Here is a 26,839-nt window from a genome sequence, read left to right on the forward strand (position 1 = left end):
ATCCTTTGTTAAAGCGCCATGCGCAGTTCCTGCGGGTTTTTGCCGGTCACTACGTATTTGGTCTCTTTAATGTGCAAAATGGCCGACTTCGCCTGGTATTTGGGACGAGCCATCTGATCGTTGAGCGTCGGCACTGGCTGTGGCGACTCGCGTTTGGCGTAGCGCGCGGCGTTTTTGCCAATCTGGCGGTAGGTTTCCAGGGTCAGCAGCGGCGCCTGCGGGAAGAGTTCCAGATTGGAAAGCGGCGGCAGGCCCCGCTGGTGGATGACGGTGGTGCCTTTCGACTGAATACCGATCGAGATGCCGGAGCCGCTCAGGCGGTTGCCTTCCACCGCCACGAAGGCGACGTCAGAAGATTTAAAGCAGCGGATCACCCGGGCTTTGATGCCTTCTTCCTCAATGCCGGCGATCACTTCGCGCAGGATATTTTTATGCGGAATGCCGACGATATTGGCGGTTTGCGCCAGGCCAAAGGCGGGCCCGACGGCAATGATGACTTCATCCTGCTGCGTGCCGGGTTTGGCTTCGCCGATTTCCGTCAGGAAGCTGTCGCTGGACACAGGCGCAACAGCGGCCGACGCGACGGAAGCGGCAGGCGCGCTAAAGGAGACCGGCTTATCTGCGCCTGATTTCATCTCCGACAGCACCTCTTCGATAATCTGGCGCAGCAGCGTTTCGTTAATTTCCATTTTTCACCCCTTAGCCAAGTTCATTGGGATCGAGCGCGCCCGGGATATTTTTAATCTCTTCCCAGCGCTCGCCTTGCAGGCGGTAGCCTGTTGCCGGACCGGCATAATCGTTCACGTCATTCACGGCCGAGAGCACCTGGCCTTCGCCGACGATGATGGCGGAGGTGTGCAGGTAGTCGCCGGTGAGCTTGGCTTTCTGAATATTGAGCATGTCCTGGGCGACATCGGGGAAGCCGCCTTTCGCCAGGGCTTTCACCACCTCCAGGCCGTTGCGGTTCTTGTTGATGATCTCCTGGGCAAACTTGATGTCCTCAACGATGTTGCGCTCAGGCATATCTTTTGAACCGTGGGCGTAAGTGGCGGCCTCCACCTCTTCATCCGTAATTGGCGGCAAACCCATGCCGGCAAATACCGCTTGCAGCGCGCGGGCGGCTTTATTACGAATGGCGATCACGTCCTCTTCACGCACCGGCCGCAGGCCGCCATCGACCTTCAGATCGCGCTGGATCACGTTGTAGTCGTCGAAGTCTTCGGCATCTTCGTTGGAACCGGCGAACATGTTGTCGTAGTTCGGCACCGCCGAGTAACCGGAGGAGATAAAGTCGGTGCCTGGCAGGAACTGCATCAGCAGGCGCGCGGTACGCCGCATATCCGAGTGGGTAAAGGTTTGATCGTTACTTGAGGCGCACTCCAGATCCAGCGCTGAGCAAATCAGGTTTTCCGCCAGTACGGCGCGGATACCCGACGGTACGGCGGACGGCACGCCGATACAGCTGACGGAGCCATTCTGCAGGCCTTGCACCCCGGCGGCTTTGGTGATGTAGATGCAGCGCGCTTCGAGATACAGCATCGATTTGCCTTCGGCATAACCCATCTGCACTTCAGAGCCGGAGCCGGAGGTAAAGCGCATTTTCAGGCCGCGCGAGGCGTAGGAGGAGGCGAGGAAGCCTTTCGACCATGGGGTGTCATCGCCATCGGTAAACACCGGTTCCGTACCGTAGACCGAAATGGTTTCGGCATAGCAGGTATGGCCCAGCATGCCCAGTTTCAGCTCGGTGGCTTCTTCCAGCGAACACTGGGTGAGGACGCCGGGGCGGCCCACCTGTGAACCGACCAGCAGGGCGATGGCGTTGAACGGCGCGTAGCGCGCCACGGCGACGGTGGTCTCCTGCTCGTCAAAGCCGCGCCATGCGCCTTCAGCGGCGTCGGCGGCAATCTGTACCGGGTTATCTTTGATATTGGTGACATGCGCCTGCTGGGATGGCGTGCGGCGGGCGCGCATTTTTTGCATCGCCATCATCATCTCGACCACGTTCATATGCGACACCACTTCGACGATTTTCGCCGGGGTCATCGCGGTAGTGAGCGGCACGATGTCGCTGCGTTTAACGTTCGGGTCGCAGAGCATATTGGCGAGCTTGACCGAATCCATGGCCATCACTTCTTCGGCACGTGCCAGATTAATACCGTAGCGCGCGATAAAGTGGTCAATCAGGTCGAACTGGTCAACCGGTTTGCCGTCGAGTTCGGTCACCGCGCCGTTGACGATGCGGATAGAGGGTTTGGGATCGTTAGGGCTTTCCATCGCGATAAAGCCCTCTTCGATCCACTCCTTAACGAAACCATCCTGATTCACAGGGCGTTTCGCCAGTGCTTCAAATCTTTTCGATCTCATGAATCAGCCTCGCGGGTATTAAATGTAGGAGGGGCGATCGTTTTTCGGTTCGGCGCCCAGCGTCCCCAGTACGGTTTTGCCGATCTCCCGGGCGGAGATCACCGCCTGGCGCACCGCGCCGGAGTCGCCGGAAATCACCAGGATGGCTTCGTTGCTGAAGCTGGTGCCGTGGGCCGGTGAGCTGTAAGCCACCACTTCGACGTTGGCTGATTTCAGCGCGGTATCGGCCATCAGCACGCCAACGGACGCCGGCGCGCCGACGATAATCCCGCAGGCGCGGCCCAGCGGAGCGCCGAAGGCTTTTTCCAGGGCGTAGCTGGCGCGCGCGGTATACTGCAGCTCGATATGACCCGCCTCGTTGCCGTAGACATCGCCGAAAGTACGGTCCAGCTCTTTCAGCGCGACCTCAATCCCGCGTTTGACGTCGGAAACATCGTTCCCGCCCAGCACAATCAGTGAGCCATGGCCTGCGCCGCCTTTGGTGTCGCGAGGAAGCTCAATGCTGACCACTTCGGTGTTGGTGGCTTTGACCGCTTCATCGGCGGCCATAATGTGCGGCCCGGCGCCGGTGCGAGCGCCGAGGATGCCGATAGAGCGATAGCGTTTTTCAAGCTTCATGGCTTCCAGCAATGCGGCATCCACGTTGGCGATGACCAGCCCGAGGGTGTCGCCAATGGCGGTCCCGACAAATTCCGTTAAGCTGCAGCTTTTCTCTGCCATAGCCGTTTCTCCTGTGGGATGGGGGGTATCGGGAAGCGCCTGCTGCTCTGGCGTCGCCACACGGGCTATGACTTGCGCCATGATCTGTTCAACCAGCTCATTGCTGCTCATTGGCTATTCCCCTTCGGTAAGATTTTTTCAACATCGGTATGGGGGCGGGGAATGACGTGTACGGCTTTCACCTCACCCACGTGGCGGGCTGCGGCGGCACCGGCGTCGGTGGCGGCTTTTACGGCTCCCACGTCGCCGCGCACGATGACGGTCACCAGGCCTGAACCGATCCTTTCGTAGCCCACTAATAAAACATTGGCCGACTTAACCATTGCGTCAGCGGCCTCTATGGCTGCGGTTAAGCCTTTGGTTTCTACCATTCCTAATGCTTCTTGTTGCATAAAGACCTCGCAGGGTATGTTCCAGTGAGGGAACTATATGGCGGGGCGGCGAAAAAGAATGGCTGAGTTGATAGTGTAGAGCGAAAAAATAGTGGTTTTTATATAATAATAAATAGTCATAATTTGTTTTATATTGTTGTTTTTATTGGTTTTTATTTTTGTTATTAATGTGATTATCTTGCGGATGCTGTTCCGTATTTACATTTTCAGGCGTGATTTTTTAAATTATTTTTGCTATGCGAGATTTTGCATGGTGTGATATTTGTTGGAAAATAAGCACTGCGCTTTTGCAATTTTTTATTATTGAGTTGGAAATAAAAATATCCCCTGAACGCCCGCCATTGCTGCATGAATTCGCGAGCAAATAGCAATAAATTGCTCTTCTTCAGCGACTTTACGCCGCCCGTTTTCCGCAGGATGCCAACACTTTGCTGCCGCCGGTTTCTATAGTGGGCCTCGCCGTACCCAAGGCGCCAGCGGATGGTTGGCTGGCCTGGACACGAACTTCGTCAAGAGGTGTCACAATGAATGGTTCTTTACGTGCGCAATGTATCGCCGAGTTTTTAGGCACCGGGCTGTTTCTGTTTTTTGGTATCTGCTGCCTGAGTGCTCTGAAGCTGGCTGGCGCCAGCCTGGGGCTGTGGGAGATCTGTATTATCTGGGGACTGGGTATTTCTCTGGCGGTGTACCTGACGGCCGGCATTTCGGGGGGGCATCTGAACCCCGCCGTCACCGTCGCCCTGTGGCTGTTTGCCTGCTTCCCGGGCAGAAAAGTGTTGCCCTATATCGTGGCCCAGGTCGCCGGCGCGTTTGGCGGCGCCGTGTTGGCCTGGATACTTTACAGCACCCTGTTTACACAATTTGAAACGGTACATCATATGGTGCGTGGCAGCCTGGAAAGCCTGCAGCTGGCCAGTATCTTCAGTACCTACCCGGCGCCTGAGCTCAGCATCTGGCATGCGGCGCTGGTGGAGGTGGTGATCACCTCGATGTTGATGGGGATGATCATGGCGCTCACCGATGATGGCAATGGCGTACCCAAGGGCCCGCTGGCGCCGCTGTTGATTGGCATTCTGGTAGCGGTGATCGGCGCCTCGACCGGGCCGCTTACCGGTTTTGCGATGAACCCGGCGCGCGATTTTGGCCCGAAATTATTTGCCTGGCTCGCCGGGTGGGGCGACATCGCGATGACTGGCGGAAGGGATATTCCCTATTTTATCGTGCCCATCATCGCGCCATTGCTGGGCGCCTGCCTCGGCGCCGCAATTTATCGTTTTCTCATCGCCAATAATCTTCCCTGCCATACCTGCGTTGAGGAGAAAAATACGCGTTAGCATCCAGTGAAAAATGTATTACTGAAATAGCAAAACTATTTCATGAACCGATATCACGAACCGCTCAAAAAGTCTCCCCGGGGTGGGAGACTTTTGTTATTGTCAATGCACTTTTTTATCGTCGACGGGATCTGATGCTAAAAAAGGGAAATATGAATAATATGTTTTATTTATAACAAAAAATTAACTGAGGGGTTTTATCATGATTTCTGCGAGTACCCTGAACTCAGAACTCATCAATAAAATCGCACAGGATTTTGCGCAAGCCACCAGTCTGGCGGTTGTGGTCGTCAATATTCACGGTGATGAGATTTCTGAACTGTTTAATTTCACGCCGTTTTGCCAACTCATGCGTCAGCACCCGGAGCACAGCGGACGCTGTCGCATGAGCGACCGCTGCGGCGGGCTGGAAGCCTCGAAAAATGACCAGCTGTGTATCTACCGCTGTCACGCGGGGTTAACTGATTTTTCCATCCCGCTGGTGATCGCCGGCCACCTCGTTGGCTTCGTGCTGTGCGGCCAGGTGCGTCTGAGCAATGATATTGAACTGGTTGATATTCTGAACGTGGATGACCGCTGGCAGGACGATCCGGCGCTGGTCCAGGCGTTTCGCGATGTGCCTGAGATGGACTATTCGCGGGTTATCGCTTCGGCGGATCTGCTGAAGCTGATCGTCGAGAATTGCCTGAAAAAACAGCTCAACTTTGTGGTTATCAAAGATAACCCGCCGCAGAACGACCCGGCGCAGGCCTGCCGGGCGGCCTCGCCGCACGATGGCAAAATGAAGAAGGCGCTGCGCTATATCGACGCGCATCTCTCCGATGAGCTGCGTCTGGAGGACGTGGCGGCGCACGTCTATCTCAGCCCGTACTACTTCAGCAAACTGTTTAAAAAGTATCAGGGGATCGGCTTTAACGCCTGGGTCAATCAGCAGCGGATGGCGAGCGCAAAAGAGCTGCTATGCCACAGCGACTGGAGCATTGCCAGCATCGCGCGGAATTTAGGTTTTTCGCAAACCAGCTATTTTTGCAAAGTGTTTCGCCAGACCTATCAGGTAACGCCGCAGGCATTTCGTCAGCAAATTAATGCCGGATCACAAACTGAGTCTTTTTAAATGACAATATTTTGCTATTGCCGATTTTTGATATCCCGGAGTATCTTCATCATTATAAAATGAAAAAAACGACAGTAGAGCAATAAATTGTCATAGCGCAACAAAATAGTGATATTCGAGGGATAAACTACACCAGTTTTTATTTTTGTGATGGGATAGAGTGTCCGTTAATACGAGACTGATGAATATCACAACACCGCTTCACCTCGCGGACGTCATTTTGCAGGCGATGAGGCGGTAAAAGTAAGCTTGAAACATTAACCGCGGATGCATGGCGCATCGGCGAATACAACCGACAGGTTCGACACCAGTTTGGTGTCAGGGAAGGGGGTGTAAATCCCCCGCAGCCCCCGCTGCTGTGATGCTGACGACCCCGCAAAAACCACTGATCGAAAGATTGGGAAGGGCGGGCGAGAACGAGGCTAAGCCAGAAGACCTGCCTGCCGGTAACTGACCAACAACTTCGGTGGGAAGTGGGTGGCTTAGCGGTGCGTGGTCGCAGGACCAGGCATGCGCGCAGCTATACCCCGACCACCTGAACAGGACAGGGTATGGCAACCAGGCGTGCGTTTATTCTTGCGGGTACCGGCAGCGGTTGTGGCAAAACCACCGTTACGCTTGGCCTGCTCAGCTTGCTCCAACAGCGCGGTTTGCGGGTGCAACCCTGTAAAGTGGGGCCAGACTACCTGGACACCGCCTGGCACACCGCCATCAGCGGCATCGCCTCCCGCAATCTCGACAGCTTTATGCTTCCCGCCCCGATACTCAACGCGCTGTTTGCCGAACAACTGCAGCAGGCCGACATCGCGGTTATCGAAGGGGTGATGGGCCTGTATGACGGCTACGGCATCGACCCCAACTACTGCAGCAGCGCGGCCATGGCCAAACAGCTTGGCTGCCCGGTGATTTTGCTGGTGGATGGCAAAGCGGTGTCGACTTCCGTCGCCGCCACGGTGATGGGCTTTCAACACTTTGATCCGGCCCTCAACATCGCTGGCGTTATCGTCAATCGGGTTAACAGCGACGCGCACTTCCAGCTGCTGAAAAGCGCCATTGAGCGCTACTGTCAGGTGCCAGTGCTCGGCTATGTGCCGCGCGTGGAAGGCGTGGCGCTGCCCGAACGGCATCTGGGGCTGGTGACCGCCCGCGAGTCGGTGGTCAATCAGCAGGCATGGCGGGATTTTGCCAGCCTGCTGGGGCGCACCCTCGACATAGACCGGCTACTGGCCCTCAGCGAACTGGCCGCCATGCCGGCCGGCGAGTGGGGGGAACAGCTTGCCGCCGACGCCGGCGAAGGACTGACGCTGGCCCTCGCCGACGATGAGGCCTTCAATTTTTATTACCCCGATAACCTGGCGCTGCTGGCGCGCTGCGGCGTGAAGATGGTGCGCTTTAGCCCGCTGCGCGATCGCCAGCTGCCGGCCTGCCAGATGATCTGGCTCGGCGGCGGCTACCCGGAGCTGCATGCGGCCGGGCTGTCCGCCAACCATGAGATGCTGGCGCAGCTTCGCGCGGCGCACCGGCGCGGGGTGGCGATCTACGCCGAGTGCGGCGGCCTGATGTATCTGGGCACGACCCTGGAAGTCACCGGCGGCGAGCGCTACGCCATGGTGGATATTATTCCTGGACACAGCCGAATGGGGACGCGTCTGACCCGGTTCGGCTACTGCGAAGCGCAGGCGCAGCAGCAGACGCTGCTGGCCGCTCCTGGCGAGTGGCTGCGCGGCCATGAATTTCATTACTCCGATTTTTCGCCCGCCACCCCTGCCGTACTGGCCTGCCGTAAACAGCGAGACGGTAAGACGCTCCAGCAGTGGCCGGGAGGATGGCAGTCCGGCAGCGCCTTTGCCAGCTATCTCCATGTCCACTTTGCCCAGCGCCCCACCATGCTCAACCACTGGCTGCGAGCGGCAAGGAGGGCGCAATGACTCTTCTCGCCTGGTGTGTGGCCTGGATACTTGATGTGCTCATTGGCGATCCGCCGCACTGGCCGCATCCGGTGCGCTGGATAGGTCGCCTGATCACCGTCAGCCAGCGTGTGGTGCGGCGCGTCTGCCATAGCGACCGGGCGCTGCGCATCGGCGGCGGGGTAATGTGGCTGGTGGTGACCGGCCTGACATGGGGCGTGGCCTGGGGCGCACTGGCGCTGGCGCACAGGCTCCATCCCTGGCTGGGATGGCTGGTGGAGGTGTGGATGATCTTCACCGTGCTGGCGGGACGCTGTCTGGCACAGTCGGCGATGGCGGTGGCCCGGCCGCTGCAGGCCGGGGATCTCGCCGAAAGCCGGCATAAGCTCTCCTGGATTGTCGGGCGCGATACCTCTCAGCTCCAGCCAGCGCAGATCAACCGTGCGGTGGTGGAGACCGTGGCGGAAAACACGGTGGATGGCATTATCGCGCCGCTCTTTTTCCTGCTGCTGGGCGGCGCGCCGCTGGCCATGGCCTATAAAGCGGTCAACACCCTCGATTCCATGGTCGGCTATAAACACGAAAAATACCGGGCGATCGGCATGGTCAGCGCCCGTCTTGATGATGTAGCCAACTTCCTTCCCGCCCGGCTGAGCTGGCTGCTGCTCAGCCTTGCCGCAGTGCTATGCCGGGAAGATGGCGCCCGGGCGCTGCGTACGGGCTGGCGCGATCGTTATCAGCACAGCAGTCCTAACTGCGCCTGGCCGGAAGCGACCGTCGCCGGCGCGCTGGGGATCCGCCTTGGCGGCCCGAACGATTACTTCGGCCAGCGCGTTGAAAAGCCCTGGATAGGCGACGCCGTCCGCGACATCGCGGTGGACGATATTTCCCGAACCATTCGATTAATGTGGGTGGCGTCAAGCCTGGCGCTGGCGCTATTTATCGGCGTGCGCTACTGGCTGGTCGGCGCGGCCTGAGGAGAACCTGATGCAGTACATCCAACAACCGCAGGCGATCGAGGCGAAAAGCTTCGACATCATCAGCGAGATCATCGCCGAAACGCGACCGGACTACCGTTTCGCCAGCCCGCTGCACGAGGCGATTATCAAGCGGGTGATCCACACCACCGCTGACTTCGACTGGCTGGATATTCTGTGGTTTTCTCCGGATGCCCTGATCGCGCTGAGCGAGGCGTTGAGCCGGCCCTGCACGCTGTATACCGATACCACCATGGCGTTGTCCGGGATCAACAAAACCCTGCTGGCCCGCTTTGGCGGCGAATGCCGCTGCTATATCAGCGACCCACGGGTGGTGCGCGAGGCGCAAAGCCGGGGGATGACCCGCTCGATGGCGGCGGTGGATATTGCGGTGCAGGAGCCCGGGGAGAAAGTGTTCGTCTTCGGCAATGCGCCAACCGCACTGTTTCGCCTGCTGGAACATCGCGAGACGGCCATCGGCGGCGTGGTGGGGGTGCCGGTCGGGTTCGTCGGCGCCGCGGAGTCGAAAGCGGCGCTCAGCGAGAGCGGCCTGCCGGCCATCGCCGCGCTCGGCCGCAAGGGGGGAAGCAACGTGGCGGCAGCGATTGTGAACGCTCTGCTTTACCACCTGCGGGAGGCGCAATGAGCGATCAGACCTTTGACGCCCCGGTGTGGCATCACGGCAAAGCGCTGCGCAAGGGCTACACCACCGGCTCCTGCGCCACGGCGGCGGCAAAAGTGGCGGCGCTGATGGTGATGCGCCAGCATCTGATCCACCAGGTCTCGATCGTCACCCCCTCCGGCGTCACCCTGTGCCTGAACGTCGAGTCTCCGCACGTCGAAGGGCAGCAGGCGGTCGCCGCGATCCGTAAAGACGGCGGCGATGATGTCGACGCCACCCACGGCATGCTGATTTTTGCCCGGGTGACCCTCAATGACAGCGGAGAGATTAGCCTGCAGGGCGGCGAGGGCATCGGCACGGTGACCCGCAAAGGGATCGGTCTGCCGACAGGCAGCCCGGCGATAAACCGTACTCCGCGGCACACCATCGAGACCGCCGTTCGCGAAGCGATTGGCCCTTCCCGTGGCGCGCAGGTGGAGATCTTTGCCCCGGAAGGTGTACTTCGCGCGCAAAAAACCTATAACGCGCGGCTGGGGATCCTCGGCGGCATCTCGATTATCGGCACCACCGGGATCGTCACCCCGATGTCGGAAGAGAGCTGGAAGCGCTCGCTCTCCCTCGAGCTGGAGATAAAACGCGCCGCCGGGCTGGAGCGCGTGGTGCTGGTGCCGGGCAACCACGGCGAGCGCTTTGTCCGCGAGCAGATGGGCATCGACCCGCAGGTGGTGGTCACCATGAGCAACTTCGTCGGCTACATGATTGAAGAGGCGGTCCGGCTTGGTTTCCGCCAGATTGTGCTCATCGGCCACCCCGGCAAACTGATCAAAATCGCCGCCGGGATCTTTCATACCCACAGCCATATCGCCGATGCGCGGATGGAAACCCTCGTCGCCCATCTGGCGCTGCTTGGCGCGCCGCTGCCGCTGCTGACGCTGGTCAGCGAGTGCGACACCACCGAAGCGGCAATGGAGCATATCGACGCCTGGGGATACCAGCGCCTCTATAACCATCTGGCTGAGCGTATCTGCCAGCGCGTTCTTGAGATGCTGCGCTTCACTCAGCAACCGCCTGCCTGCGACGCGGTTCTGTTTTCTTTTGATAACCAGGTGCTGGGCAGCAGCCGTCCGCTGGCGGCGATTGCCCGGGAGCTGGCATGTTGACGGTCGTGGGGATGGGCCCGGCGGGGCTGCAGTGGCTGACCCCGGCCGCGCGCGAGGCGATCGCCGCCGCCGAGGCGCTGGTGGGCGGCAGCCGCCATCTCCGGCAGTTTCCCGCCTTCGCCGGCGAGCGCTTTGCGCTGGGGGCTGATATGCCGGCGCTGCTGGCGTGGATCGAGGCCCGCGCCGGGCGCCGCGTCGTGGTGCTGGCCTCCGGCGATCCGCTGTTCTATGGCATTGGCACCCGGCTGATTGCCCACTTTGGCCGGGAACGGGTGCAGGTGATCCCCGGCATCAGCGCGGTGCAGTACCTCTGCGCCCGGGCGGGCATCGACATGAACGACATGTGGCTGACCAGCAGCCATGGCCGGGCGGTGAGCTTCGATGCGCTGGCCGCCCACCGGAAAGTCGCCATGGTGACCGACGGCCGCTGTGGTCCGCGGGAGATTGCCGCCCAGCTGACGGCCCGCGGCAAAGGCCACCGCTGGATGGTGATCGGCGAAAATCTGGCGATGGAAAACGAGCGGATCCACTGGCTGCCGGTCAGCGCCGTGGAGGACGAATATGAGATGAATGCGGTGGTGATCCTCGATGAAAGATGAGCTGTTTTTGCGCGGCGCCCAGGTGCCGATGACCAAAGAGGCCGTGCGCGCGCTGGCGCTGGCGAAGCTGGAGCTGCACCGGGCGCGCCACCTGATTGATATCGGCGCGGGCACCGGCAGCGTCAGCATTGAGGCCGCCCTGCAGAACCCGGTGCTGCGGGTGACGGCGATTGAGCGTCAGGCCGACGCGCTGCGCCTGCTGGCGGACAACCGGCAGCGCTTTGGCTGCGACAATATCGCTATCGTGGCGGGCGTTGCGCCGCTGGCGGTCGCCGACAAAGCCGACGCGATCTTTATGGGCGGCAGCGGCGGCCACCTGACGGCGCTGATCGACTGGTCGCTGGCGCAGCTGCATCCTGGCGGCCGGCTGGTGATGACTTTTATTTTGCAGGAAAACCTTCATAGCGCCCTGGGGCACCTGCAGCAGTGCCGCATTCGCGAGGTGGACTGTCAGCAGCTGGCGGTCTCCACTCTGGCCACGCTGGGCAGCGGCCACTATTTCAAACCCCATAATCCCGTTTTTGTCATCGCCTGTCAGAAGGAAGAAAACCATGGCTGAGACTTTTGATCCCCATTGCGTGTGGTTCGTCGGCGCCGGTCCTGGCGATCGCGAACTGATTACTCTCAAAGGCTACCGTCTGCTGCAGCAGGCGCAGGTGGTGATCTACGCCGGGTCGCTGATCAACACCGAGCTGCTGGCCTACTGTCCGCCACAGGCGGAGTGCCACGACAGCGCCGCGCTGCATCTGGAGCAGATCCTCGACCTGATGGAGGCGGGGGTGAAGGCGGGAAAAACGGTGGTGCGTCTGCAGACGGGCGATGTTTCGCTGTACGGCTCGGTGCGCGAGCAGGGCGAAGAGTTGACCCGCCGCGGGATCCGCTGGCAGGTGGTGCCGGGCGTCAGCGCTTTCCTCGGCGCGGCGGCCGAGCTGGGGGTGGAGTACACGGTGCCTGAGGTATCGCAAAGTCTGATTATTACCCGTCTGGAAGGGCGCACGCCGGTTCCTGCGCGCGAACAGCTGGAGGCCTTTGCCAGCCATCAAACCTCGATGGCGATTTACCTGTCGGTGCAACGTATTCACCGGGTGGCGGAGCGGCTGGTGGAGGGCGGCTACCCCGCGACCACCCCGGTCGCGGTGATTTACAAGGCCACCTGGCCGGAAAGCCAGACCGTCCGCGGTACCCTCGCGGACATCGGCGACAAAGTACGCGACGCCGGGATCCGCAAAACGGCGCTGATCCTGGTCGGTCCCTTCCTCGGCGATGAGTATCACTACTCAAAACTGTACGCAGCGGATTTTAGCCATGAATACCGTAAAGCCTGAATCCATTGCCCTGTTTTGCCTGACGCCCGGCGGCGTGCGGCTGGCAAAACGGCTGGCGGCCATGCTGCCGCTCACCTGCTACACCAGCGAAGCGCTGCAGGAAGAGGGGTTTATCCCCTTCAACGGCGGCTTTGCCAGCGCAGCCCGCGAGGCATTCAGCAGTTTCTCGGCGCTGATTTTTATCGGCGCCACCGGGATTGCCGTGCGGGTGCTGGCCCCGCTGGTGAATGACAAGTTCAGCGACCCGGCGGTGGTGGTGATTGATGAGCGCGCCCGGCACGTCATCAGCCTGCTCTCCGGCCATGCCGGGGGGGCGAATGCGCTGACCCGCTATCTGGCCGGGATGCTCGACGCCGACCCGGTGATCACCACCGCCACCGATGTCAACGAGCTGGCCGCCCTCGACACGTTGGCCTTCCAGCTGAACGCCCGGATGACCGATTTTCGCGCGGCGGTGAAAACCGTCAACCAGATGCTGGTGAGCGGCAAGCGGGTGGGGCTGTGGTGCGACGCTGAATTTACCGAGGCGCTAAGCCGGTGCGACCAACGCGGCTTTATCCCGGTAAGCGACCTGGCGCGCTTGCCGGCGCTCGACGCGCTGATCTGCGTCACCCTGCGCCGGTCGCTGCTGCCGCTGCTGGTACCTCACTGGAAGCTGGTGCCCCAGCGGGTGGTGGCGGGCATCGGCTGTCGGCGCGACACCCCCTGTTCCTTGCTCTGTACGTTGCTGGATCGCCAGCTTGCCGCTCAGCGTCTTGACCCGCTGGCGCTGAAAGCGATCGGCAGCGTGAGCCTGAAGGCAAACGAGCCGGGGTTGCGCCAGTTGGCTCACCGCTGCCGGGTGCCGTTCGAAACCTTCAGCGCCGAGGCGCTGCGCGAGCACGAGCACCGCTTTCCGGCCTCGTCTTTTGTCCGGGAGACGGTCGGCGTCGGCAGCGTCTCCGGTCCGGTGGCCTGGCTGCTGAGTCAGGGAAACCTGTCCGGCGAAACCCTGCGCGAGCAGGGCGTGACCATTACTTTGGGAGTAACACACTGATGTTAAGCGTAATCGGAATTGGCCCTGGCTCGCAGGCGATGATGACCATGGAAGCCGTGGAGGCCCTGCAGGCGGCAGAGATTGTGGTGGGCTACAAGACCTACACCCACCTGGTAAAAGCCTTTACCGGTGACAAGCAGGTGATCAAAACCGGCATGTGCAAAGAGATTGAACGCTGCCAGGCCGCCATTGAGCTGGCGCAGGCCGGGAACAACGTTGCGCTGATCAGCAGCGGCGACGCCGGCATCTACGGCATGGCGGGGCTGGTGCTGGAGCTGGTCAATAAGCAGCAGCTGGACATTGAGGTCCGTCTGATCCCAGGGATGACGGCGAGTATCGCCGCCGCCTCGCTGCTCGGCGCGCCGCTGATGCATGATTTCTGCCATATCAGCCTCAGCGATCTGCTGACGCCGTGGCCGGTGATTGAAAAACGCATTGTCGCCGCAGGGGAAGCAGACTTCGTTATCTGTTTTTACAACCCCCGCAGCCGCGGCCGCGAAGGGCATCTGGCGCGCGCCTTTGCGTTGCTGGCGGCCAGCAAAAGCCCGGACACGCCGGTCGGCGTAGTCAAATCCGCCGGGCGCAAAAAGCAGGAGAAATGGCTGACCACCCTCGGAGAGATGGATTTTGCCCCGGTGGATATGACCAGTCTGGTCATCGTCGGCAACAAAGCGACTTACATCGACAACGGTCTGATGATCACCCCGCGAGGCTACGCGCTGTGAACCACGGCGACGTGCTGGTTATCGGGGGCACCAGCGATGCGCGGGCGATCTGCCAGCAGCTGGACGCCGCCGGCGTGCGCTACACCCTGTCGGTGGCGACCCCCACCGGCGAGCGGCTGGCCGGCGATATCCGCGGGCGGATACGCTGCGGGCGCATGGAGTGGCAGCAGATGGCGGAGTGGCTCAGGGCGCAGCGCACCCGCTGGGTGATTGACGCCTCTCACCCCTACGCCGAAGTGGTCAGCCAGAATATTGTGCGCGCCTGCGCCAGCGTCGGGGTCCTGCTCAGCCGCTATCAAAGGCCGGAGCAGCTGAGCGATCTGCGCCATCCGCTACTTCACGTGGTCGGCGATCTGAACGAGGCCTGCGCGGTGGCTCGTCGCCTCGGGGAGCGGATCCTGCTGACCACCGGCAGCAAAGATCTGGCGGCCTGGCGGGCGGGACTGGCGGAGAAAACGCTGCTCGCCCGGGTGCTGCCGGTGCCGGAGGTGGTTCAGCACTGTAGCGATCTGGGGTTTGGCGTCGGGGAAATCTTTGCCCTCTGCGGGCCGTTCAGCGCCGAATTTAACGCCGCCTTTTATCGCCAGTGCCGGGCTGATGTTGTGGTCACGAAAGCCTCGGGCGCGGAAGGGGGCTATCAGGAAAAAGTACAACCCTGTCTTGATGCGGGGATCCCCTGCATCGTCATTACCCGCCCGGCGCCGCTGGTGAAGGGCGATGAATTACTGGAAAGCCAGGCCGATTTCGCTACGCGGCTGACGCGCTGGCTGTCGGCGACTTGAGGAACAGGATATGAAAAAAGCACTTCTGGTGGTGAGCTTCGGCACCAGCTATCACGACACCCGCGAGAAGAACATTACCGCCTGCGAGCGCGATCTTGCCGCCAGCTGTCCGGATCGCACGCTGTTCCGCGCCTTCACCTCGGGGATGATTATTCGCAAACTGCGGCAGCGCGACGGTATCCATATCGATACCCCGCTGCAGGCCCTGCAAAAGCTGGCTGAGCAGGGGTACCAGGATGTGGCGATCCAGTCCCTGCACATTATCAACGGCGACGAGTACGAGAAGATCGTTCGCGAAGTGCAGAGCCTGCGCCCGCGCTTTCAGCGCCTGACGCTGGGCGTGCCGCTGCTGAGCGGTCATGGCGATTATGTTCAGCTGATGCAGGCCCTGCGCCAGCAGATGCCGCCGCTGGCGGCGACGGAGCGAGTGGTGTTTATGGGGCACGGCGCCAGCCACCACGCCTTCGCGGCCTACGCTTGTCTGGATCATATGATGGCGGTGCAGGGTTTTCCGGCGCGGGTGGGGGCGGTGGAAAGCTATCCCGAAGTGGACATCGTCATTAACGAACTCTCCCGCCAGGGCGTGACCGGCGTGCATCTGATGCCCCTGATGCTGGTGGCCGGCGATCATGCCATTAATGATATGGCCTCCGACGAAGACGATTCGTGGAAAACCCGCTTTAATGCCGCCGGTATTCCTGCCACGCCGTGGCTGAACGGGTTAGGGGAAAATCCGGCGGTGCGGGCAATGTTTGTTGCCCATCTGCAGCAGGCGCTGAATAACGCGATGGAGAAAGCAGCATGAGCGGCAAACTCTACGCCCTGAGCACCGGGCCGGGGGCGGCCGATCTGATCACCGTGCGTGCGGCGCGGATCCTCGGCCAGCTGGATGTGCTGTATGCGCCAGCCGGCCGCAAAGGCGGCGACAGCCTCGCGCTCTCCATCGTGCGCGAGTACCTTGGCGCACACACGGAGGTCCGCTGCTGCCATTTTCCGATGAGCGCCGACAGCGCGGAAAAAGAGGCGGTGTGGAACGACGTTGCCGCGGCGCTGGCCCAGGAGGTGGCGGCGGGCAGGCAGGTCGGATTTATCACCCTCGGCGACGCCATGTTGTTCAGCACCTGGGTCTTTCTGCTGCAGCGGATTGGCTGCCCGGACTGGCTGGAGATTGTCCCTGGCGTTACCTCCTTCGCCGCCATTGCCGCGCGGGCGAAAACCCCGCTGGCTATGGAGCAGCAGTCGCTGGCGGTGATCTCCTGTACCGCGCCGGAAACGGACATTGCCGCGGCGCTGCGCCAGCATGACAGTCTGGTGCTGATGAAAGTCTACGGCCGCTTCGCCCGCATTAAGGCGCTGCTGGCGCAGGCGGGGCTGCTGGATGCGGCGCTGATGATGTCAGAGGCCACCCTGCCGGGCGAGCAGTGCTGGCGCCGTCTGCGCGAGGTCAGCGATGACCAGCCGCTGCCCTATTTCTCGACCATCCTGGTTAACAAACAGTGGGAGGAGGCGTAATGAATCAGGTGAAATCGCTGAAGCAGCTTTCGTACGGGGGGCTGGCAGCGGCTGTTCTGCTGATCATCGTCCCGCAGGAGGCGTTCGCCATGCATATCATGGAGGGTTTTTTACCGCCGATGTGGGCGCTGGCGTGGTGGCTGCTGTTTTTACCCTGCCTGTGGTACGGCCTGGTGCGCCTGCGGCGTATCGTCCAGGAGGAGAGCAATCAGAAGGTGCTCCTGGCCCTGTGCGGGGCGTTTATTTTTGTTCTTTCGGCGCTGAAGATCCCGTCGGTGACCGGCAGTTGCTCGCACCCGACCGGCGTTGGTCTGGCGGTGATCCTCTTCGGGCCGGGCGTGGTGGCGGTGCTGGGGGCGATCGTTCTGCTGTTCCAGGCGCTGCTGCTGGCGCATGGCGGCCTGACCACCCTTGGCGCTAACGGGATGTCGATGGCGGTGATCGGCCCGATGGTCGGCTATCTGGTGTGGAAGCTGGCCTGCCGGGCGGGGATCCGTCGCGATGTCGGGGTCTTTCTCTGCGCCATGCTGGCGGATCTGATGACCTATTTTGTCACCTCCGTCCAGCTCGGGGTGGCCTTTCCCGATCCGGCCACCGGGGCAGGTGGATCGATCCTGAAGTTTATGGGGATCTTCTGCCTGACGCAGATCCCGATCGCCATCGCGGAAGGATTGCTTACCGTGATGATCTACGATCAACTGACCAAACGGCGGCTGATCGCCGCGGAGGGACATTAATATGAAAAAGCCCCTGATCTTGTTGGCAATGGTGGTTGCCCTGATGATCCTGCCCTTTTTTATTAATCATGGCGGTGAGTTTGGCGGTTCGGACGGCGAAGCGGAGAGCCAGATCCAGGTGGTGGCGCCGGATTATCAACCCTGGTTCCAGCCGCTGTACGAACCGGCGAGCGGCGAGATTGAGAGCCTGCTGTTTACCCTGCAGGGCTCGCTGGGCGCGGCGGTGATTTTTTACATTCTCGGCTATGCGAGGGGCAGGCAGCGCCGTGATGACCGGGTTTGACCGACTCAGCTACCAGAGCCGCTGGTTGCACGTGGCGCCAGAGCGTAAGTTTCTGCTCTGGCTGCTGCTGATGGTGCTGGCCTTTACGCTGCCGGCGTGGGGCCAGGCGCTGACGCTGGCGCTGACCGCCGCGCTGACCTGCTGGCTGCTGCGGGTCTCATTCTGGCGCTGGTGCCGCTGGATGGCGCTACCCTTTGGCTTTTTGCTGGTCGGCGTGCTGACCATTGTGTTCAGCGTCAGCCGCGACCCGCAGATGCTGTTAGCCAGCATCCGGCTGGGCGCTTTCTCTATAGGAGTGTCCACTCCGGGGCTGGTCGTGGCCGGGGAGACCTTCTGGCGCAGCCTGGCAGCGATGGCGGCCACGCTCTGGCTGGTGCTTAATCTGCCTTTCCCACAGCTGATTATCTTGCTCAAGCGCGGTCGCGTACCGCGACTGTTGACGGAGCAGATCCTGCTGACCTGGCGCTTCATTTTTATTCTGTTGGACGAGGCGATGGCGATTCACCGCGCGCAAACTTTGCGTTTTGGCTATGGTAGCGTGCCGCAGGGCTATCGCTCGCTGGCGATGCTGGTGGGACTGCTGTTCACTCGCGTCCTCCTGCGCTATCAGCAGATGAGCACCGCGCTGGATATCAAATTGTACCAGGGTGATTTTCACCTCTAAGGATAAGTATGCTTGCCACAACCGATCTCTGGTTTCGCTATCAGGATGAGCCGGTACTCAAAGGGCTGACGCTGGATTTTTCCCGCCACGCGGTGACCGGCCTGGTGGGGGCCAACGGCTGCGGAAAGTCGACGCTGTTTATGAACCTGAGCGGCCTGCTGCGCCCGCAGCAGGGGGCGGTGCTGTGGCAGGGAGAGGCGCTGAATTACAGCAAGCGCGGTCTGCTGGCGTTGCGCCAGCAGGTGGCGACGGTGTTTCAGGATCCGGACCAGCAGATCTTCTATACCGATATCGACAGCGATATCGCTTTTAGTCTGCGCAACCTCGGGGTGGCGGAAGAGGAGATCGCCCGCCGGGTGGATGAAGCGTTGACCCTCGTCGATGCCCAGGGGTTTCGCCAGCAGCCGATCCAGTGCCTCAGCCATGGGCAGAAAAAACGGGTGGCGATCGCCGGGGCGCTGGTGCTGCAGGCCCGCTACCTGCTGCTTGACGAGCCCACCGCGGGCCTCGATCCCCGGGGGCGGGCGCAGATGATCGCCATCATCCGGCGCATTGTCGGGCAGGGGCGGCGCGTGGTGATCTCCAGCCACGATATCGATCTGATCTATGAGGTGAGCGACGCCGTTTACGTTCTGCGTCACGGCGAAGTGCTGGCCGCGGGGGATCCCGGCGAGGTATTTGCCTGCGCGGCGATCATGGCCCAGGCGGGATTGACGCAGCCGTGGCTGGTGAAACTTCATAGCGAACTGGGATTGCCGCTGTGTAAAACCGAAGCGGAGTTTTTTCAGCGGATGCACAACAACGCGATAGGCGCGATAAAGGAGGCGTCATGACGCTGGCAGTGATGTTACAGGGCACGGCTTCCGACGTGGGGAAAAGCGTACTGGTGGCGGGACTGTGCCGCATTTTTCATCAGGATGGGCTGCGTACCGCGCCGTTTAAATCACAGAATATGGCGTTGAACTCCGGCATTACGCCGGATGGCAAAGAGATGGGCCGGGCGCAGATTTTCCAGGCCGAAGCGGCAGGGATCGCGCCGGATGTCCGCATGAACCCGATTTTGCTCAAGCCCACCAGCGACCGTCAGGCGCAGGTGGTCCTGATGGGGCAGGTGGCGACCAGCATGGACGCGGTGAGCTATCACCAGTACAAGCCGCGCCTGCGCGAGCAGATCCTCGCGGTCTACCAGAGCCTGGCCGGAGAGTATGAGGCGCTGGTGCTGGAAGGGGCCGGCAGTCCGGCGGAGATTAACCTGCGCGACCGCGATATCGTCAATATGGGCATGGCCGAGATGGCGCAATGTCCGGTGATCCTGGTGGCCGATATCGACCGCGGCGGGGTGTTTGCCGCGATTTACGGTACGCTGGCGCTACTGCAGCCTCAGGAGCGGGCGCGGGTGAAAGGGGTGATTATCAATAAATTCCGCGGCGATGTGGCGCTCCTGCGCTCCGGGATAGAGCAGATCGAGGCGTTGACCGGGGTGCCGGTGTTGGGCGTTATGCCGTGGCTTGACGTGGATCTCGAGGATGAGGACGGCGTCGCGCTGCAGGCCGGGAAATACCATCGCACCGACCGGCGCGACATCGACATCGCCGTGGTTCACCTGCCGCATATCGCCAATTTTACCGACTTTAACGCCCTGGCGGCGCAGCCAGACGTCCGGGTGCGCTATGTCCGCGACCCGCAGGCGCTGGCCGACGCCGACCTGGTCATTCTCCCGGGCAGTAAAAATACCCTCGGCGATCTGTGCTGGCTGCGCGAGAGCGGCATGGCGCATGCAGTCGAGCAGGCCCGGCAGCGCAAGGTGCCGCTGTTGGGGATCTGCGGCGGCTATCAGATGCTCGGCGAAACCATTATCGATGAGGTGGAGTCTGGCCTTGGCACCCAGCCCGGACTGGGGGTGTTGAAGACCGTGACCCACTTCGCCCAGCACAAAACCACCACCCAGGTGCAGGCGACCCTGGGAACTAACCTCCCGGAATGGTTAGCCGACGCGGCAGGTCTGCGCGTCAGTGGCTACGAAATTCATATGGGCGAGACGCGCCGCGAGGCAGGCTGCCCGCCGCTGCTGCAACTGCATAAAGCGGGACAGTCAGTAGAGGACGGGGCGATAAGCGACGACGGCCTGGCATTCGGCACCTATCTCCATGGCCTGTTCGACAGCGATGCCTTTACCCGGGCGCTGCTCAACGGCCTGCGCCAGCGCAAAGGGCTGGCGCCGCTGGATAGCGCCCTGGAGTATGCCCGCTATAAAACCCGGCAGTTTGATCGGCTGGCGGACGCCATGCGCGAACATATCGCCATCGATAAAATTTACGCCATCATGCGCCAACATCAGGAGCCCCTATGCTGACTCTGGTTACCGGCGGCGCGCGCAGCGGCAAAAGCCGCCATGCCGAGGCGCTGATTGCCGATGCGCCGCAGGTGTTATATATCGCCACCTCGCAAATCTTTGACGACGAGATGGCCGCAAGGATCCAGCACCATCGCGACGGCAGGCCCGCCCACTGGCGCACCGCCGAGCGCTGGCAGCAGCTTGATGAACTGATCACCCCGGATATCGCCCCAGCGGAGGCGATTCTGCTGGAGTGTATCACCACCATGGTCACCAACCTGCTGTTCGCGCTCGGCGGCGACAGCGACCCCGACGGCTGGGATTACGCCGCCATGGAGCGGGCTATTGATGACGAAATTGGTGTGCTGATTGCCGCCTGTCAGCGCTGCCCGGCGCACGTCGTGCTGGTGACCAACGAGGTGGGGATGGGCATTGTGCCGGAGAACCGCCTGGCGCGGCATTTTCGCGATATCGCCGGGCGGGTCAATCAGCGCCTGGCGGCCGCGGCGGATGCGGTCTGGCTGGTGGTCTCCGGCATCGGCGTCAAAATCAAATAACTCAATCGCTGGCTGACCGGGCCAGCCCTGGCAGGGATTCTGTATGGAAAATTTAAACACGGTTCTGCGGGCGATCCCCGCGCCGGACGCTGACGCCATGGTGCGGGCACAACACCATATCGACGGCTTGCTTAAGCCCCCCGGCAGCCTCGGCCGTCTGGAGGCGCTGGCGGTTCAGCTGGCGGGAATGCCCGGCCTGGGCGGCCAGCCGCAGGTGGCGAAAAAGGCGCTGCTGGTGATGTGCGCCGACCATGGGGTGTGGGACGAAGGGGTGGCGATTTCGCCGAAAGCGGTCACCGCCATCCAGGCAGCCAATATGACCCGCGGCACCACCGGCGTCTGCGTGCTCGCCGCCCAGGCCGGGGCGCAAGTGCATGTGATTGATGTCGGTATCGATAGCGAACCGCTCCCCGGGATGGTGAATATGCGGGTGGCGCGGGGCTGCGGCAATATTGCCCGCGGCCCGGCGATGAGCCGTGAGCAGGGGCAGGAATTGCTGCTGGAGGTGATGCGCTACACCCGCGCGCTGGCCCAGGAGGGCGTTACTCTGTTTGGTGTCGGCGAGCTGGGGATGGCCAATACCACGCCGGCGGCGGCGATCGTCAGCGTTCTGACCGGCAGCGATGCGCAGGAGGTGGTCGGGATTGGCGCCAATCTGCCGTTGGCGAAGGTTGGCAACAAGGTGGAGGTGGTGCGGCGGGCTATCGCCGTCAATCAGCCCGACCCGCAGGATGGCCTCGATGTGCTGAGCAAAGTCGGTGGTTTCGATCTGCTGGGGATGGCGGGGGTGATGCTGGGGGCGGCGGCCTGTGGGCTGCCGGTGGTGCTGGATGGCTTTCTTTCCTACGCCGCAGCGCTGGCGGCGTGCCAGATAGCGCCGGAGGTAAAACCGTATCTGATCCCGTCCCACTATTCGGCGGAGAAGGGGGCGCGTATCGCGCTGGCGCACCTGGGCCTCGAACCGTATCTCAATATGGGCATGCGTCTGGGAGAAGGCAGCGGCGCGGCGCTGGCGATGCCGATCGTCGAGGCAGCCTGCGCGATGTACCATCGCATGGGCATGCTGGCGGCAAGCAATATTGTGTTACCGAAGGGGTAAGCCGGCGAGGGGGCGGCAATGGCCGTTCCCGTTTTCGGCAGAGGTTTGCCGGCGGCAGAAACAAAAAAACACCCTTGAGGGTGTTTATGATGTTGGTTGCGGGGGCCGGATTTGAACCGACGACCTTCGGGTTATGAGCCCGACGAGCTACCAGGCTGCTCCACCCCGCGTCCGTGGAAGCGCACTATACTCCGCTAGCGAGATGATGCAACCTTTTTTCGACCAAATCGACATTTTTGTAAGAATTGGCTTATAAAACGCCACGTTGTGGTGTTTTTTTACACAAATCTGTGCCATCGATGAGATCGCGCATTTCAATAGCCCCGGCGCTTTGTTATCTTCAACACGCACTAAGGCTTCGCAGCAAAAGATGAGACACCATGAAAGGACGTTGGGCAAAATATGTAGCGACGGGGGCAATGCTGGCTATGCTCGCCGCCTGTTCCTCAAAACCGACCGACCGCGGTCAGCAATATAGCGATGGCAAGTTCACCCAGCCGTTTTCACTGGTAAACCAGCCGGATGCCGTCGGGGCGCCGATCAACGCTGGCGACTTCTCCGAGCAGGTTAATCAAATTCGTAACGCCTCGCCGCGCCTCTATAATAGCCAGAGCAACGTCTATAACGCGCTGCAGGAGTGGCTGCGCGCCGGCGGCGACACCCGCACGCTGCGCCAGTTCGGCATCGACGCCTGGCAGATGCAGGGCACCGACAACTATGGCAACGTCCAGTTTACCGGCTATTACACGCCGGTAGTGCAGGCGCGCCACACCCGTCAGGGCGAATTCCAGTACCCCATTTACCGGATGCCGCCGAAACGCGGTAAGCTGCCGTCCCGCGCCAGCATCTATGCCGGCGCGCTGAGCGATAACTATGTGCTGGCGTACAGCAATTCGCTGATGGATAACTTCATCATGGACGTGCAGGGCAGCGGCTATATCGACTTTGGCGATGGTTCGCCGCTCAACTTCTTTAGCTATGCCGGGAAAAACGGCTGGCCCTATCGCAGCATCGGCAAAGTGCTGATCGACCGCGGGGAAGTGAAGAAAGAAGATATGTCGATGCAGGCGATCCGCGAGTGGGGTGAAAAGCACAGCGAAGCGGAAGTGCGCGAGCTGCTGGAGCAGAACCCGTCGTTCGTGTTCTTTAAACCGCAGTCTTTCGCGCCGGTGAAAGGGGCCAGCGCTGTGCCGCTGATCGGCCGCGCCTCGGTGGCCTCTGACCGGTCGATTATTCCGCCGGGAACCACCTTGCTGGCCGAGGTGCCTCTGCTGGATAATAACGGCAAGTTTAACGGCCAGTACGAACTGCGCCTGATGGTCGCTCTCGACGTCGGCGGGGCCATCAAAGGCCAGCATTTCGACATCTATCAGGGCATTGGGCCTGACGCAGGCCACCGTGCCGGCTGGTATAACCACTATGGCCGCGTATGGGTGCTGAAAAACGCCCCGGGCGCGGGGAATGTTTTTAGCGGCTAACTCCCCTGGCCATGCCTGTTGACCAGGGCGCCCGGATGACGCCGTTTACGGCGGCCTCCGGGCGCTGTCATTTTGTTCTGAGGTTCTATGTCTGTTGTTATCAGCGATGCCTGGCGCCAGCGTTTTGGCGGTACGGCACGTTTATATGGTGAAAAAGCGCTGCAATGTTTTGCCGAGGCCCACGTCTGCGTGGTCGGGATCGGCGGGGTCGGTTCCTGGGCGGCGGAAGCGCTGGCGCGAACCGGCATCGGGGCGATCACCCTTATCGATATGGACGATGTCTGCGTCACCAACACCAATCGTCAGATCCACGCCCTGAGCGGCAACGTCGGGCTGGCGAAAGCGGAAGTGATGGCAGAGCGTATTCGTCTCATCAACCCGGAGTGTCGGGTGACGGTGGTGGATGATTTCGTGACCCCGGAAAACGTGGCGGAATATCTTGGCGTCGGCTTTAGCTATGTTATCGACGCGATCGATAGCGTCCGGCCGAAAGCGGCGCTTATCGCCTGGTGTCGCCGCTACAAAGTGCCGCTGGTCACCACCGGCGGGGCGGGCGGTCAGATTGACCCAACGCAGATCCAGGTCGCTGACCTGGCGAAGACCATCCAGGATCCGCTGGCGGCTAAACTGCGCGAGCGGCTGAAAAGCCAGTTTGGGGTGGTGAAAAACAGCAAAGGCAAGCTCGGCGTGGACTGCGTCTTCTCTACGGAAGCGCTGGTCTACCCGCAAGCGGACGGCAGCGTCTGCGCGATGAAGAGCACGGCGGAAGGGCCGAAACGGATGGACTGCGCTTCCGGCTTTGGCGCGGCCACCATGGTGACCGCGACCTTTGGCTTCGTCGCGGTATCGCATGCTCTGAAGAAGATGCTGGCGAAGGCGGAGCGGCAGACGACGTAAATCCCGGGCCGCGGCGCAGGCGCCTTACCCGGTCTACAGGACAATTCCCCGGAGGCGGCGCTGCGCACCTGTCCGGGCGACAAAACTGCATGAGCCCGTAGCCCGGGCAAGGCGCGTCAAGCGCCGCCCCCGGGATGAGCTTAAACCTCAACCTCGCGGGCGGCGGCGAGCACCGCCTCGCTGAGGGCGCTGAGGCCCTGGCTGCGCGAGGCGCTGAGCTGGCCGCGTAGCCCCAGCTCGTCGAACAGCGCCAGCGGATCCTGCGCCAGGATCCCGGCGCGGGTTTTTCCTTCCACGGCGGTCAACAGCACCGCCAGCAGACCGCGCACAATCCGGCCTTCGCTGTCGCCAAAGAAGTGCAGCCTGCCCTCGGCATCCTCCTCATAGCCCAGCCAGACGCGGTTTTCACACCCGGCAATCTCCCGGGCCTGCGCTTTGCGCTCATCGGTCAGCGTCGGCAGCTTTTTGCCCAATAAAATCAGCTGACGATATTTATCCTCCCACTGGTTCAGCGGGGCGAAGGTCTGGCGCAGCGTGGCGTCGGTAATGGTTGTGCCGAAGGGGTGCAGAGTTGTCATTAATCCACCAGAATTTCCAGAGCGCGATCCACCGCGTGGACCAGCGCCGCAACATCGTCTTGGGTATTGTAGGGGGCGAAAGAGGCCCGCAGCGTGCCGCTGACCCCTAAGGCCGCCAGCAGCGGTTGGGCGCAGTGTTGCCCGGCGCGCAGAGCAATGCCGGACTCCGCCAGCAGCGTCACCAGATCGCTGTGATGAACACCGTCGAACTCAAAGGCCAGCAGGCTTGATTGCTGGCAGCGGAAAGAGCGGAAGCCCGGCCGTTTCGCCAGCGCCTCTTCCGCCAGGCTCGCCAGACTGCGGCTCCAGTTTTCCGCCTGGCCGATATCGCTCTGCGCCAGCCACTCCAGGGCGGCGCTAAGACCGATAACCCCGGCGACATTCGGCGTGCCGGCCTCGAGACCATAAGGGGCCGGCTGCGGCGTAAAGCCGTCAAAGCTGACCTCGGCGATCATTTTCCCGCCGCCGAGCCAGGGCGACATCGCCGCCAGCAGCTCGCTTTTGCCGTACAGGGCGCCGATCCCGGTCGGGCCATACAGCTTATGGCCGGAAAAGGCGTAAAAATCGATATCCAGCGCCTGCACGTCAGCGGGGAAATGCACCGCGCCCTGGGCGCCATCGACCATCACTACCATCCCGGCGGCGTGAGCAAGGCGGATAGCCTGCGCCAGGTCCGGGCAGCCGCCGGTGACGTTGGACATCTGGCCGATGGCCAGCACCCGGCTGCGCGGGGTGATGAGCGCGCTGAGGCTGGCGATATCCGGCAGGCGGTCGGCGCCAAGCGGCAGTTTGACCACTCTGGCGCCGGTCTGCCCGGCCACCATCAGCCAGGGCACGAGGTTGGCATGATGCTCGGCTTCGCTAACGATAATTTCATCGCCAGGCTGCAGTCGCGGCCGGACGTAGCTCTGCGCCACCATATTGATGGCCTCGGTGGTTCCCCGCGTCCAGACGATATCTTTGCCGGACGGGGCGTTAAGCCACGCCGCGACGCGTTCGCGGGCCGCCTCATAGCGCTCGGTCAGCCGCTGGGCGGCGGCGAACTGGCTGCGATGGACGTTGCCGGCGCTCAGGCGATAAAACTGGTCGCTGGCGTCGATCACCGCCTGCGGTTTGAGCGCGGTCGCCGCGCTGTCGAGATAGACGCCGGCATCGGCCAGAGCCGGAAACTGCGCGCGAAAGTGCGCCGGGTTGAATGCGTTCATGGAATTCCTCGTATCAATCCCGCGATCGTCGCGCAATTTGCCGGGCGTGACAAGGCCTCTGCGCCCTGTGGAATTGTCCGAATGTGACTTCAGGTGGGTCAAAGAGGGTTATGCTGAAAAGTGTTGGGTTTGTGTTTTAACCTATTACTTAACGAGTCACGAATAGTATAAATAGCCGTAAGGAGAGAAAAATGAAAATGACTAAGGCCGCTGCGATTATCTCTGCCTGTATGCTGACTTTAGGCCTGAGCGCCTGTTCCTCTAACTATGTGATGCATACCAATGATGGGCGAACCATCGTTACCGACGGGAAACCGCAAACCGATAATGATACTGGCATGATCTCGTATAAGGACGCGTGGGGCAACAAACAGCAGATCAATCGCTCTGACGTGAAACAGCTGGGTGAGCTGGACGAGTAAGGCAGTAAAAAGGCA

The 26,839-nt window shown here is 61.4% G+C and carries 30 protein-coding genes, 1 tRNA gene and 1 riboswitch; of the genes, 24 read left to right on the plus strand and 7 right to left on the minus strand.

The window, feature by feature from the left end; all coding sequences use genetic code 11:
- Positions 1-8: 8 nt before the first annotated feature.
- The 4 genes from pduD to pduA are packed head-to-tail and all read right to left on the minus strand — an operon-like array spanning position 9 to position 3,476.
- A complete protein-coding gene (gene pduD / locus HMPREF3096_RS11265; RefSeq protein WP_016161755.1) occupies positions 9-689 on the minus strand; it encodes a propanediol dehydratase medium subunit PduD in 681 nt (226 codons plus the stop codon).
- A gap of 10 nt (positions 690-699) precedes the next feature.
- The gene (gene pduC, locus HMPREF3096_RS11270; RefSeq protein WP_032731191.1) at positions 700-2,364 is read right to left on the minus strand and encodes a propanediol dehydratase large subunit PduC; all 1,665 of its coding nucleotides are present in this window, start codon (positions 2,362-2,364) and stop codon (positions 700-702) included.
- A gap of 18 nt (positions 2,365-2,382) precedes the next feature.
- Positions 2,383-3,195 (minus strand): propanediol utilization microcompartment protein PduB, encoded by an 813-nt coding sequence (gene pduB, locus HMPREF3096_RS11275; protein ID WP_008806300.1) that lies wholly within the window; start codon positions 3,193-3,195, stop codon positions 2,383-2,385.
- Positions 3,192-3,476 carry a propanediol utilization microcompartment protein PduA gene (pduA, locus tag HMPREF3096_RS11280; protein WP_002915737.1) on the minus strand — a complete coding sequence of 95 codons (285 nt, stop codon included), beginning with the start codon at positions 3,474-3,476 and terminating at the stop codon, positions 3,192-3,194. Before pduA ends, pduB begins: the two co-directional genes overlap by 4 nt.
- 524 nt (positions 3,477-4,000) lie before the next feature.
- Between pduA and pduF the strand changes: the two genes are divergently transcribed.
- The 21 genes from pduF (at position 4,001) to cobT (ending at position 22,244) form a co-directional block, all read left to right on the plus strand.
- Complete coding sequence (gene pduF, locus HMPREF3096_RS11285) at positions 4,001-4,810, plus strand: propanediol diffusion facilitator PduF (protein ID WP_012967303.1); 810 nt, start codon at positions 4,001-4,003, stop codon at positions 4,808-4,810.
- Positions 4,811-5,012: 202 nt separating this feature from the next.
- Complete coding sequence (gene pocR, locus HMPREF3096_RS11290; RefSeq protein ID WP_012967304.1) at positions 5,013-5,924, plus strand: transcriptional regulator PocR; 912 nt, start codon at positions 5,013-5,015, stop codon at positions 5,922-5,924.
- A 280-nt stretch (positions 5,925-6,204) separates the two neighbouring features.
- A riboswitch (cobalamin riboswitch) is annotated at positions 6,205-6,383 on the plus strand.
- Positions 6,384-6,475: 92 nt separating this feature from the next.
- The gene (locus HMPREF3096_RS11295; RefSeq protein WP_032731189.1) at positions 6,476-7,852 is read left to right on the plus strand and encodes a cobyrinate a,c-diamide synthase; all 1,377 of its coding nucleotides are present in this window, start codon (positions 6,476-6,478) and stop codon (positions 7,850-7,852) included.
- A complete protein-coding gene (gene cbiB / locus HMPREF3096_RS11300) occupies positions 7,849-8,808 on the plus strand; it encodes an adenosylcobinamide-phosphate synthase CbiB (protein ID WP_012967306.1) in 960 nt (319 codons plus the stop codon). Before HMPREF3096_RS11295 ends, cbiB begins: the two co-directional genes overlap by 4 nt.
- A 10-nt stretch (positions 8,809-8,818) precedes the next feature.
- Positions 8,819-9,454, plus strand: a complete 636-nt coding sequence (locus HMPREF3096_RS11305; protein WP_002915711.1) for a cobalt-precorrin-8 methylmutase — start codon at positions 8,819-8,821, stop codon at positions 9,452-9,454.
- On the plus strand, positions 9,451-10,590 hold the full coding sequence (cbiD, locus tag HMPREF3096_RS11310) for a cobalt-precorrin-5B (C(1))-methyltransferase CbiD (RefSeq protein WP_032731187.1): 1,140 nt from the start codon (positions 9,451-9,453) through the stop codon (positions 10,588-10,590). The genes HMPREF3096_RS11305 and cbiD overlap by 4 nt, the downstream gene beginning before the upstream one ends.
- Entirely contained in the window at positions 10,584-11,189 is a 606-nt protein-coding gene (locus HMPREF3096_RS11315) for a cobalt-precorrin-7 (C(5))-methyltransferase (protein ID WP_032731184.1), read from the plus strand. The genes cbiD and HMPREF3096_RS11315 overlap by 7 nt, the downstream gene beginning before the upstream one ends.
- Complete coding sequence (locus tag HMPREF3096_RS11320) at positions 11,179-11,748, plus strand: decarboxylating cobalt-precorrin-6B (C(15))-methyltransferase (protein ID WP_012540685.1); 570 nt, start codon at positions 11,179-11,181, stop codon at positions 11,746-11,748. Before HMPREF3096_RS11315 ends, HMPREF3096_RS11320 begins: the two co-directional genes overlap by 11 nt.
- Positions 11,741-12,514, plus strand: coding sequence for a cobalt-precorrin-4 methyltransferase (locus tag HMPREF3096_RS11325; protein ID WP_004149602.1), 774 nt, complete (start codon positions 11,741-11,743; stop codon positions 12,512-12,514). The genes HMPREF3096_RS11320 and HMPREF3096_RS11325 overlap by 8 nt, the downstream gene beginning before the upstream one ends.
- The gene (gene cbiG, locus HMPREF3096_RS11330) at positions 12,495-13,550 is read left to right on the plus strand and encodes a cobalt-precorrin 5A hydrolase (RefSeq protein WP_032731182.1); all 1,056 of its coding nucleotides are present in this window, start codon (positions 12,495-12,497) and stop codon (positions 13,548-13,550) included. Before HMPREF3096_RS11325 ends, cbiG begins: the two co-directional genes overlap by 20 nt.
- Positions 13,550-14,275: a precorrin-3B C(17)-methyltransferase gene (locus tag HMPREF3096_RS11335; RefSeq protein WP_008806290.1), complete on the plus strand. Its 726-nt coding sequence runs from the start codon at positions 13,550-13,552 to the stop codon at positions 14,273-14,275. The genes cbiG and HMPREF3096_RS11335 overlap by 1 nt, the downstream gene beginning before the upstream one ends.
- Positions 14,272-15,057: a cobalt-precorrin-6A reductase gene (locus HMPREF3096_RS11340; protein ID WP_032731181.1), complete on the plus strand. Its 786-nt coding sequence runs from the start codon at positions 14,272-14,274 to the stop codon at positions 15,055-15,057. Before HMPREF3096_RS11335 ends, HMPREF3096_RS11340 begins: the two co-directional genes overlap by 4 nt.
- A 10-nt stretch (positions 15,058-15,067) precedes the next feature.
- On the plus strand, positions 15,068-15,862 hold the full coding sequence (gene cbiK / locus HMPREF3096_RS11345; protein WP_008806288.1) for a sirohydrochlorin cobaltochelatase: 795 nt from the start codon (positions 15,068-15,070) through the stop codon (positions 15,860-15,862).
- Positions 15,859-16,569: a cobalt-factor II C(20)-methyltransferase gene (locus tag HMPREF3096_RS11350; protein WP_008806287.1), complete on the plus strand. Its 711-nt coding sequence runs from the start codon at positions 15,859-15,861 to the stop codon at positions 16,567-16,569. The genes cbiK and HMPREF3096_RS11350 overlap by 4 nt, the downstream gene beginning before the upstream one ends.
- Entirely contained in the window at positions 16,569-17,306 is a 738-nt protein-coding gene (cbiM, locus tag HMPREF3096_RS11355; protein ID WP_008806286.1) for a cobalt ECF transporter S component CbiM, read from the plus strand. The genes HMPREF3096_RS11350 and cbiM overlap by 1 nt, the downstream gene beginning before the upstream one ends.
- Position 17,307: 1 nt before the next feature.
- Positions 17,308-17,589: an energy-coupling factor ABC transporter substrate-binding protein gene (locus HMPREF3096_RS11360; protein ID WP_008806285.1), complete on the plus strand. Its 282-nt coding sequence runs from the start codon at positions 17,308-17,310 to the stop codon at positions 17,587-17,589.
- Complete coding sequence (locus tag HMPREF3096_RS11365) at positions 17,576-18,253, plus strand: energy-coupling factor ABC transporter transmembrane protein (protein ID WP_023287951.1); 678 nt, start codon at positions 17,576-17,578, stop codon at positions 18,251-18,253. Before HMPREF3096_RS11360 ends, HMPREF3096_RS11365 begins: the two co-directional genes overlap by 14 nt.
- Before the next feature lie 8 nt (positions 18,254-18,261).
- Positions 18,262-19,086 (plus strand): energy-coupling factor ABC transporter ATP-binding protein, encoded by an 825-nt coding sequence (locus tag HMPREF3096_RS11370; protein WP_012540691.1) that lies wholly within the window; start codon positions 18,262-18,264, stop codon positions 19,084-19,086.
- Positions 19,083-20,606 (plus strand): cobyric acid synthase, encoded by a 1,524-nt coding sequence (locus tag HMPREF3096_RS11375; RefSeq protein ID WP_032731179.1) that lies wholly within the window; start codon positions 19,083-19,085, stop codon positions 20,604-20,606. Before HMPREF3096_RS11370 ends, HMPREF3096_RS11375 begins: the two co-directional genes overlap by 4 nt.
- Complete coding sequence (gene cobU / locus HMPREF3096_RS11380; protein ID WP_016161746.1) at positions 20,600-21,145, plus strand: bifunctional adenosylcobinamide kinase/adenosylcobinamide-phosphate guanylyltransferase; 546 nt, start codon at positions 20,600-20,602, stop codon at positions 21,143-21,145. Before HMPREF3096_RS11375 ends, cobU begins: the two co-directional genes overlap by 7 nt.
- Before the next feature lie 43 nt (positions 21,146-21,188).
- Positions 21,189-22,244, plus strand: coding sequence for a nicotinate-nucleotide--dimethylbenzimidazole phosphoribosyltransferase (gene cobT, locus HMPREF3096_RS11385; RefSeq protein ID WP_032731178.1), 1,056 nt, complete (start codon positions 21,189-21,191; stop codon positions 22,242-22,244).
- 93 nt (positions 22,245-22,337) lie between these two features.
- Here the strand turns inward: cobT and HMPREF3096_RS11390 are convergent.
- Positions 22,338-22,414, minus strand: a tRNA-Met gene (locus tag HMPREF3096_RS11390).
- Positions 22,415-22,624: 210 nt separating this feature from the next.
- Between HMPREF3096_RS11390 and mltA the strand changes: the two genes are divergently transcribed.
- Positions 22,625-23,722, plus strand: coding sequence for a murein transglycosylase A (mltA, locus tag HMPREF3096_RS11395; protein WP_008806279.1), 1,098 nt, complete (start codon positions 22,625-22,627; stop codon positions 23,720-23,722).
- Between the two features lie 87 nt (positions 23,723-23,809).
- Entirely contained in the window at positions 23,810-24,619 is an 810-nt protein-coding gene (gene tcdA, locus HMPREF3096_RS11400) for a tRNA cyclic N6-threonylcarbamoyladenosine(37) synthase TcdA (RefSeq protein ID WP_032731177.1), read from the plus strand.
- Between the two features lie 140 nt (positions 24,620-24,759).
- Here the strand turns inward: tcdA and csdE are convergent, their stop codons facing one another.
- A complete protein-coding gene (csdE, locus tag HMPREF3096_RS11405; protein ID WP_012967316.1) occupies positions 24,760-25,197 on the minus strand; it encodes a cysteine desulfurase sulfur acceptor subunit CsdE in 438 nt (145 codons plus the stop codon).
- Positions 25,197-26,402 carry a cysteine desulfurase CsdA gene (gene csdA / locus HMPREF3096_RS11410; protein WP_008806276.1) on the minus strand — a complete coding sequence of 402 codons (1,206 nt, stop codon included), beginning with the start codon at positions 26,400-26,402 and terminating at the stop codon, positions 25,197-25,199. The genes csdE and csdA overlap by 1 nt, the downstream gene beginning before the upstream one ends.
- Positions 26,403-26,599: 197 nt before the next feature.
- On the opposite strand from csdA, the gene HMPREF3096_RS11415 reads away from it, so the two are divergent.
- A complete protein-coding gene (locus tag HMPREF3096_RS11415; protein WP_002915549.1) occupies positions 26,600-26,824 on the plus strand; it encodes a YgdI/YgdR family lipoprotein in 225 nt (74 codons plus the stop codon).
- Positions 26,825-26,839: the final 15 nt, after the last annotated feature.

Origin of the sequence: Klebsiella sp. HMSC25G12, assembly GCF_001807705.1 — a bacterium.
GTDB classification, from domain to species: domain Bacteria; phylum Pseudomonadota; class Gammaproteobacteria; order Enterobacterales; family Enterobacteriaceae; genus Klebsiella; species Klebsiella variicola.